This is a genomic window from Variovorax multivorans, from assembly GCF_051216835.1.
Lineage (GTDB): Bacteria > Pseudomonadota > Gammaproteobacteria > Burkholderiales > Burkholderiaceae_C > Variovorax.
Map to the genome: position 1 here is coordinate 53,601 of NZ_JBPJZL010000024.1, position 7,329 is coordinate 60,929.

Sequence of the window (7,329 nt, forward strand, 5' to 3'; positions counted from 1 at the left end):
CGCGATGGACGATGTCGCGGTCATCGATCGCTTCCTCGACGTCTTCTCGCGCTACATCGATTCGGGCTTCGGCCTGCTGCATGGCGAGGTGGCGTTCCTCACGGCCACGCTGGTCGTGATCGACATGACGCTGGCCGGGCTGTTCTGGGCCATGAGCTATGCGAGCGGGCAGGGCGACGACGTGATCGCTCGGCTGATCCGGAAGGTGCTCTACGTGGGGGCGTTCGCTTTCATCATCGGCAACTTCAACCAGCTCGCCGGCGTCCTGTTCCGTTCGTTCGCGGGGCTCGGCCTGGTAGCGTCAGGCTCCGGCCTGACGCAGGCGCAGTTCCTGCAGCCCGGCCGGCTCGCGCAGGTCGGCATCGAGGCGGGGCGGCCGATCATGGAGCAGATCGGCGAGATGACGGGCTTCCCCGAGACCTTCGCCCACCTGGACACCATCGCGGTGCTGTTCCTGGCCTGGCTGGTGTTGATCGTGAGTTTCTTCGTGCTCGCGGTGCAGCTTTTCGTCACCTTGATCGAGTTCAAGCTGACGACCCTCGCGGGCTTCGTGCTCGTGCCCTTCGCGCTGTGGAACAAGACCGCGTTCCTGGCCGAGAAGGTGCTGGGCAACGTGGTGTCCTCAGGCATCAAGGTGCTGGTGCTGGCCGTGATCGTGGGGATCGGCACGGGCCTCTTCGCGGAGTTCCGCACGCCACCGGGGGCCGAGCCTTCCATCGACCATGCGTTGACCGTCATGCTGGCGGCGCTCGCGATGCTGGGGCTGGGGATCTTCGGCCCGGGGATCGCGACGGGGTTGGTTTCGGGCGCGCCGCAGCTCGGTGCGGGCGCGGCGGCGGGAACGGCCTTGGGTGCGGCAGGCCTGGCCGTTGCCGGTGGCGCGGCCGTGGCGAGTGCGGGTTCCGCCGTGGCCGCGGGGGCGCGCATGGCGCCCGGCGCGGCGCGTGCAGCCATCGGTGGCGGCGCGGCGGCCGCTCGCTCGGCCAGCGGCCTGGCGAGCGATGCGAAGTCGGCCTACCAGGCGGGCGCCGCGACATCCGGCGTTGGGGGCGTGCGCGCGGCCGGCGCCGGTCTCGCCCATCTCGCGAAATCCGGTGCTGGCACTGTCGGCCAGCGCGTCGCGTCCGGCGCCAGGACCGTGAAGGGCCGCGTGGCGAGCTTCGTGGCCGATGCGGTTGCGCCTGCGATGACGGGGAATGCGGCATCTCCCGGTGCGGGCGAGGCCGGTGGACCAACCCCCGAACCGGCATGGGCCCGGCAGATGCGCCGCAAGCAGCAGCTGAGCCATGCGGCCTCGACGACGGCGCACGTGCTGCGCTCGGGCGACCACGGCGGCAGCGGCGCCGGCCCGAGCCTGCGCGACGACTCCAACGCCTGATCCGGTTTCTTTTGAGGAGAACCATCCATGCGATTCAAGCGACCCCAGGTGCGGTACTCGGACACGCCCGAGCCCGTCACGCCGTACCAAGCCGCGGCGCAGGTCTGGGACCAGCGCATCGGCAGCGCGCGCGTGCAGGCGAAGAACTGGCGCCTGATGGCCTTCGGCTGCCTCTCGTTGGCGCTGCTGATGGCCGGTGGCCTGGTCTGGCGCTCGGCGCAGTCCATCGTGACGCCCTACGTCGTCGAAGTGGACAGCGCCGGCCAGGTGCGCGCCGTCGGCGAGGCCGCCACGCCCTACAAGCCCAGCGATGCGCAGATCGCGCATCACCTCGCGCGCTTCATCACCGACGTGCGCTCGCTGTCGATCGATCCGATCGTCGTGCGGCAGAACTGGCTCGAGGCCTACGAATACACGACGGACCGCGGCGCCGCGACGCTGAACGACCACGCGCGCGCCAACGATCCGTTCTCGCGCATCGGAGAGAGCTCGGTGGCGGTGCAGATCAACAGCGTGGTGCGCGCGAGCGATTCGTCGTTCCAGGTGCGCTGGACCGAGCGGCGCTACGTCAACGGCGAGGCGGCCGGGCTGGAGCGCTGGACCGCGGTGCTCGCGATCGTGCTGCAGGCGCCGCGCACCGAGGAGCGGCTGCGCAGGAACCCGCTGGGCATCTATGTCAACGGGCTGTCCTGGAGCCGCGAGCTCGATGCGACGGACACAGCGAAAGGAACCAAGCCATGAGGACTGATTTCCGTAGAGGCGTATCTGCGCCGATCTTGCTGAGCGTAGTGGCGGTCGCCGCGGGCTGTGCCACGCAGGGCAAGGCACCACCGGCAATCTCGCTGGACGAACCGGTGGCCGCCGCCGCGCAGCTGTTGCCCGAGCCGGCCCCGCCCGTCGAGGTGGTGGAGGTACCAAAGCTTCTTCCGCTGCCTGGGCAGATGAAGGCGCTGCCGAGCGCGCAGGAGGCCAAGCCAGTGCCGGAACCCGCCGACGAGAAAATCCGTGTCTCGCGGGCCAACGAAGAGGCCCGCGTCGCGCCGACCCGCGAGGGCTACGTCAATGCGATCCAGGTCTGGCCGTATGCGGACGGTGCGCTGTATCAGGTCTACACCAGTCCGGGCCGCGTCACCGTGATTGCGCTGCAGGAGGGCGAGGAACTGGTGGCGGTTTCGGCCGGCGACACGGTGCGTTGGATCGTGGGCGACACGGTCAGCGGCAGCAGCGCGAACCAGCGTGTCCATGTGCTCGTGAAACCCACGCGCGTGGGCCTGAAGACGAACCTGGTCATCACGACGAACCGGCGCACCTACCTGCTGGAGCTGTCCTCGACGCCGCAGGCCTGGATGGCGTCGGTGTCCTGGGACTATCCGAAGGACCGGATGCTGGCGCTGCAGAAGCAGACGAGGGAGGCGCAGGCTGCGGCACCGGTGGATGCGGGGCTGTCGGTGGAACAGATCCGGTTCCGTTATGCGATCAGCGGCGATGCGCCGTCCTGGAAGCCGATGCGCGCCTTCGACGACGGGCAGCGGGTCTACATCCAGTTCCCGGGCGGCATCGCGCAGGGCGAGCTGCCGCCGCTGTTCGTGATCGGGCCGCAGGGCGATGGGCAGCTCGTGAACTACCGCTTCCGCTCGCCGTACTATGTGGTGGACCGCCTCTTCGGCGCGGCGGAGTTGCGGCTGGGCGGCTTCAAGGGCGGCAAGGCCGAGGTCGTGCGCATCGAGCGCACGGATGGCGCGATCGGCAGCACTCAGGGTACGCGGAGCGACGGGTCATGAGTGGGGAAGACACGGTGCCACCGCCATCGCCCCAAGTCATGCCCAAGGTCGCGCCGGAGACGGTGGCCCTGCGCGCGCAGCCCCGGCCGGTCGTGCGGCTCAACCGGCGCATGCTGGCGCTCGGCGCCGGCGCCCTGGCCGCAGCCGTGCTCGGCGGCACGATGTGGTCGCTGCAGTCGCAGAGACGCGAGCGCAATCCGGCCGCCGAGTTGTACAACGTGGACCGCGTGGCCCGGGCGGATGGGCTGGATCAGTTGCCGAAGGACTACGCCGGGATGCCGCCGGCGTCGAAGCCGGCACCACCGGTGCTGGGGCCGCCGCTGCCGGGAGATCTCGGCTCGGCCATGGCGAAGGCACAGCAGCCGATGGAGGCGAGGGCGGGCAATGCTGTGGATCCGGCGCAGGCCGAGCGGTTGGCGGCCGAGGAGGCGGCGCGGTCCTCGGTGTTCTTCCGGCGCAGCGGTGATGGTGCTGCTGCAAAGCGGGGGACTTCCACCGAGAGCGCCTTGCCGGCACCTGTCGGCGATGGGTCCGGGCTGACGGCGGGGCAGCAGCCGTTCAATCCCTTCGGCGCCATGAGCTCAACCATGGCTTCGTCGGCCGACCCTGCGGTGGCGCAGAACGGCCAAGACCGCAAGGAAGCCTTTCTTGCGAAGGCCGGTGACACGGCCACGCGCAATCCGGGCAGCCTGCAGTTGCCCGCTTCGCCTTACCAGGTGATGGCGGGGACCATCATCCCGGCGGCGCTGGTGATGGGCATCAACTCCGACCTGCCGGGCCAGGTGATCGCCACGGTGACCGAGGCGGTCTATGACACGGCCACGGGGCGCCATCTGCTGATCCCGCAGGGGTCGCGACTGATCGGTCGCTACGACAGCCAGGTGGCGTTCGGGCAGCGGCGCGTGCTGCTGGTGTGGATGCGGCTGATCCTGCCGGACACATCGTCGGTGGCGCTGGACCGGTTGCCGGGGATTGATCCTGCCGGCTACGCCGGGCTGGAGGACGGTGTCGACTGGCATTGGGATCGCATCCTGGCCGGCGCGGCGCTATCGACGCTGCTTGGGGTCGGGGCCGAGTTGGCGGCGCCGCAGAATCAGACGGATCAGGACGGCAATCGCCTTGTGATCTCTGTACGTGAGGGAGCGCAGGACACAGTGAACCAGGTCGGGCAGGAGATCACGAAGCGCAATGCGAGCATTCAGCCGACGCTGACGATCCGGCCGGGGTTTCCGATGCGCGTGATGGTGAGCAAGGACCTCGTCCTGCGGCCGTACCAGCCGCTATTCTTCGTGCGAGGTGGAAATCGATGAATACGACGCGCAAGCTGCGGCTGGGGCCGTTACCCAGGACCGAGAGCGTCAAGCTGACCTTCACCTGTCCGGGCAGCCTCAAGACGGAGTTGGACCGCTATGCGGCGCTGCATGCACAGACCTATGGGGAAGTGGTGGATGCAGTGACGCTGATCCCGCACATGCTGGAGGCATTCATGGGAAGGGATCGAGGATTTCGACGTGGAGGTCAGAAGAACTAGCAGCCGTGCACTGCGCTTCAAGGAGGTCAAACCCTGCTGACGGTGGCTCAGAGTAAGCCTGAAGGGTGCAGCAGCGCAGGGCCCGATACGATCGGTGCCTAAAGAATCACAAGGCACGAGGTGCAAGCAGAGCATGCCAAGCCCCAAAAGTCCCGAGGATGACCTCGTTCACCTAACCGTCTGTGTCGAGCGGGCGAGTTCCTGCCATCAAATCTTGCAGGACGTGAAGGCAGATTTGACCCATCCCTTAGCGGGGCCAGCCTTTCGGCATGCAATCGTCGAGTACATGACGATGTTCAACCAGTCCAAGGATAGCCAAGGAAACTCGCGAAGAATCCTTGCTGCTTGCGTTCCATCCAATCATGTGGCGCTGCACGAGCGATTGAAGAAGACTCGAAATGAGTTGCTGGCGCATGCGGACATGTCCGTGCTTGGCGGTGCCTTGGAATTCACGACCAATCGCGCTACCCCCACCGTGATCTTGACTCACCAGAATGACATGGCCGAGTTCAAACACATCGACGAATTCCTTGACCTTGTTCAATGTGTTCGCGACCACCTGTTTGCGGAGTACAGAAGGCTGTCGGCGGTTTTGCCGAGTCGCCTGCCTTAAAGCCGTAGCTATTGCGTTTGGCGAAGTCTCCACTTACTCGCTAGCCTCTTTCTCGCGCGTCAGGATGACAGCAGCGCTGGGAAGTGGGACGAAGTTAAAGAACAGGTCGTCCGCCCAGTTTTCTAGGAATGTGAATACGCGCGGCCGCCCATCCTTGTTCTTAAGCTGTCGCAGGTACTGGGCATACCTTTTGTGCAAATTTGCCCCGGAAGTGTCGCCGCTGATGCCCACGTACAGAATATATCCGTGTATTGGCAATTTTGAAGGCGCGAGTTCCACCGTGAAGGCGTAGATGCCGCGTTCTTTTGGCACCGATGCGTGGCTCACGGCACCGAAGCGCAGTTTTTGCCAAGCCAGGTTATGCCTTGTCTTGAACTGCCGCCAGCTCTTCAAATCGAGAAAAAATGAATAGAGCTCGCCCTTGTACTTCTTGGTGAAGTCCACCAAATCATGATGCTTACCTGCCACCGGCCCTCCTCCGATATAACCGCTGCTTCGGCGCTATTGTGCAGGACAGCGTATCCACTGCGCCGCCGCTGACTCGGTGGGTGAGGTCGCCTTACTGCGAAGGACGCAGCACCTGCGAGGCAACTGTGGGTAGGTCGAACGGCAGAAAGGCTTGTCCGGACTGGGAACGCAATTGCGGACAAGCGAACCGTGGAGAGGCTGTGGTAAAGATCGACTATCAAGACCTGAAACGCGATGACGAGTACGTCGAGCATCTTGGGACAGAGACTTGGTTGATGGACAACCACAAGTGGGCCCTGTGGATCTGGGAGCGCTACGCAGCTGACTCCAGCCTGGCGAAGTTCACCCTAGCGCACGCAGATCATCACTGGGACGGAGGCTACGACTTCTTCGAAAATCCGGAGGAGGAGGCGGAGATGCTAGCCGCCGACTTGGACGGGCTGCATGCCCTGATTGCTGAGGGTGAATGGATCCGGTACGACTCATTTATTGCGCCCGTGGTGGTGCGGGGTCGCTTCGACGCCGTCCACTTTTTCTGCAAACAGGACAACGGAGGGGACATCGGGATCGGCGAGGAGGTGCTCGCAGCGTCTGGCGCGACACAGATGCTGCATCCGACCGCCGAATCGTTGGCCAGCATAGCGCCAGCGCATCCGCTCGTATTTGACCTCTGTCTCGATCTCTTCAACAACGAATCCAAGATGGAGTACGGCAGCGACCTATGGCAGGATGAAGAAGTCTTAGCATTTTTGGACACGATGCGACCTCTCATCGAATCCGCCTGTCTTGTCACCATCTCGCTCTCGTTTGGCTGCTCGGGAACGCCGGAAGACACCAAGCACCTTGCAGAGCTTGTGGTGCCTAGAGTTCTGGCCTGGCGTGCGGAGCAGCAACAATAATCGCTCGGCGTACCCCGTGCGCAATTCAACATCGGGGAGCACGCCGCGGACACTAAACTGTGCGCAGCCGGCATCGAAAACCCGACTTCCACCCCCGTCAATATTCAACCTCCCCGGGGATCAAGATTCGATCAGCGCCGACACGTATGACAACCAATGAGACCGCTCTCAGCGATAGTGCAACGACCAAGCTGGAAGTGCTGAAATCGACGCTTTCCAGGAATGTGGAGGACCACAAGTCCAAGCTCGCCACCGATCTTGAGATCCGCAAACATGAGTTGACCTTGGCACGCGAAGACGCCTCGCGTAGCGCTCGTTTGGCGGAGGTGATCTATCTGGAAGCGGGACAACACATGCGCTCGCTCAACGCACTGTTCTGGCAGATACCTGGCCTGGCCATCGCTGTGACGGGCGGACTTTGGTTCGGCGCTTCGACCTTGATGGATCCAGGTGCCAGGCGGTGGGTGTTGTTGTTTACTGCCCTCGCGGATCTCTTGCTGATCATTGTCCTGTTCCGCATGCGCTTTTTGTTTCAGCTGAGTCTAGGGAAGGTCTGATCAAGTCGTAAATTGGCTTGATGGCGAGCGCGTGTGCTTGTCGTTGCGCTCGCAAGCTCGTCTCACCGAGCATCCCCATGCGTTTGAGAGGCCCTTGCGGCC

At 64.6% G+C, this 7,329-nt stretch carries 9 protein-coding genes; 8 read left to right on the top strand and 1 reads right to left on the bottom strand.

The window, feature by feature from the left end; all coding sequences use genetic code 11:
* The first annotated feature begins 4 nt into the window (after positions 1-4).
* From trbL to ACSFCA_RS34535, 6 genes are all read left to right on the top strand, one after another.
* The gene (trbL, locus tag ACSFCA_RS34510) at positions 5-1,378 is read left to right on the top strand and encodes a P-type conjugative transfer protein TrbL (protein WP_435462689.1); all 1,374 of its coding nucleotides are present in this window, start codon (positions 5-7) and stop codon (positions 1,376-1,378) included.
* Between the two features lie 27 nt (positions 1,379-1,405).
* A complete protein-coding gene (trbF, locus tag ACSFCA_RS34515) occupies positions 1,406-2,119 on the top strand; it encodes a conjugal transfer protein TrbF (RefSeq protein ID WP_435462690.1) in 714 nt (237 codons plus the stop codon).
* On the top strand, positions 2,116-3,159 hold the full coding sequence (trbG, locus tag ACSFCA_RS34520) for a P-type conjugative transfer protein TrbG (RefSeq protein WP_435462691.1): 1,044 nt from the start codon (positions 2,116-2,118) through the stop codon (positions 3,157-3,159). The genes trbF and trbG overlap by 4 nt, the downstream gene beginning before the upstream one ends.
* Positions 3,156-4,469 (top strand): TraB/TrbI/VirB10 family type IV secretion system protein, encoded by a 1,314-nt coding sequence (locus ACSFCA_RS34525; RefSeq protein ID WP_435462692.1) that lies wholly within the window; start codon positions 3,156-3,158, stop codon positions 4,467-4,469. Before trbG ends, ACSFCA_RS34525 begins: the two co-directional genes overlap by 4 nt.
* Positions 4,466-4,690 carry a DUF2274 domain-containing protein gene (locus tag ACSFCA_RS34530; protein WP_435462693.1) on the top strand — a complete coding sequence of 75 codons (225 nt, stop codon included), beginning with the start codon at positions 4,466-4,468 and terminating at the stop codon, positions 4,688-4,690. The genes ACSFCA_RS34525 and ACSFCA_RS34530 overlap by 4 nt, the downstream gene beginning before the upstream one ends.
* Before the next feature lie 286 nt (positions 4,691-4,976).
* Positions 4,977-5,303, top strand: a complete 327-nt coding sequence (locus ACSFCA_RS34535) for a hypothetical protein (protein WP_435462694.1) — start codon at positions 4,977-4,979, stop codon at positions 5,301-5,303.
* 33 nt (positions 5,304-5,336) lie between these two features.
* Here the strand turns inward: ACSFCA_RS34535 and ACSFCA_RS34540 are convergent, their stop codons facing one another.
* Positions 5,337-5,771: a hypothetical protein gene (locus ACSFCA_RS34540; protein WP_435462695.1), complete on the bottom strand. Its 435-nt coding sequence runs from the start codon at positions 5,769-5,771 to the stop codon at positions 5,337-5,339.
* 200 nt (positions 5,772-5,971) lie between these two features.
* Here ACSFCA_RS34540 and ACSFCA_RS34545 point away from each other — a divergent pair, with 200 nt between their 5' ends.
* Positions 5,972-6,670, top strand: a complete 699-nt coding sequence (locus ACSFCA_RS34545) for a peptide arginase family protein (protein ID WP_435462696.1) — start codon at positions 5,972-5,974, stop codon at positions 6,668-6,670.
* Positions 6,671-6,816: 146 nt separating this feature from the next.
* On the top strand, positions 6,817-7,227 hold the full coding sequence (locus tag ACSFCA_RS34550; protein WP_435462697.1) for a hypothetical protein: 411 nt from the start codon (positions 6,817-6,819) through the stop codon (positions 7,225-7,227).
* The last annotated feature ends 102 nt before the right edge of the window (positions 7,228-7,329 follow it).

What these genes read in the sequence shown, in the direction of transcription:
- trbL (WP_435462689.1), top strand. Translation starts at nt 5, where the DNA reads ATGGACGATGTCGCGGTCATCGATCGCTTCCTCGACGTCTTCTCGCGC.
- trbF (WP_435462690.1), top strand. Translation starts at nt 1,406, where the DNA reads ATGCGATTCAAGCGACCCCAGGTGCGGTACTCGGACACGCCCGAGCCC.
- trbG (WP_435462691.1), top strand. Translation starts at nt 2,116, where the DNA reads ATGAGGACTGATTTCCGTAGAGGCGTATCTGCGCCGATCTTGCTGAGC.
- ACSFCA_RS34525 (WP_435462692.1), top strand. Translation starts at nt 3,156, where the DNA reads ATGAGTGGGGAAGACACGGTGCCACCGCCATCGCCCCAAGTCATGCCC.
- ACSFCA_RS34530 (WP_435462693.1), top strand. Translation starts at nt 4,466, where the DNA reads ATGAATACGACGCGCAAGCTGCGGCTGGGGCCGTTACCCAGGACCGAG.
- ACSFCA_RS34535 (WP_435462694.1), top strand. Translation starts at nt 4,977, where the DNA reads ATGACGATGTTCAACCAGTCCAAGGATAGCCAAGGAAACTCGCGAAGA.
- ACSFCA_RS34550 (WP_435462697.1), top strand. Translation starts at nt 6,817, where the DNA reads ATGACAACCAATGAGACCGCTCTCAGCGATAGTGCAACGACCAAGCTG.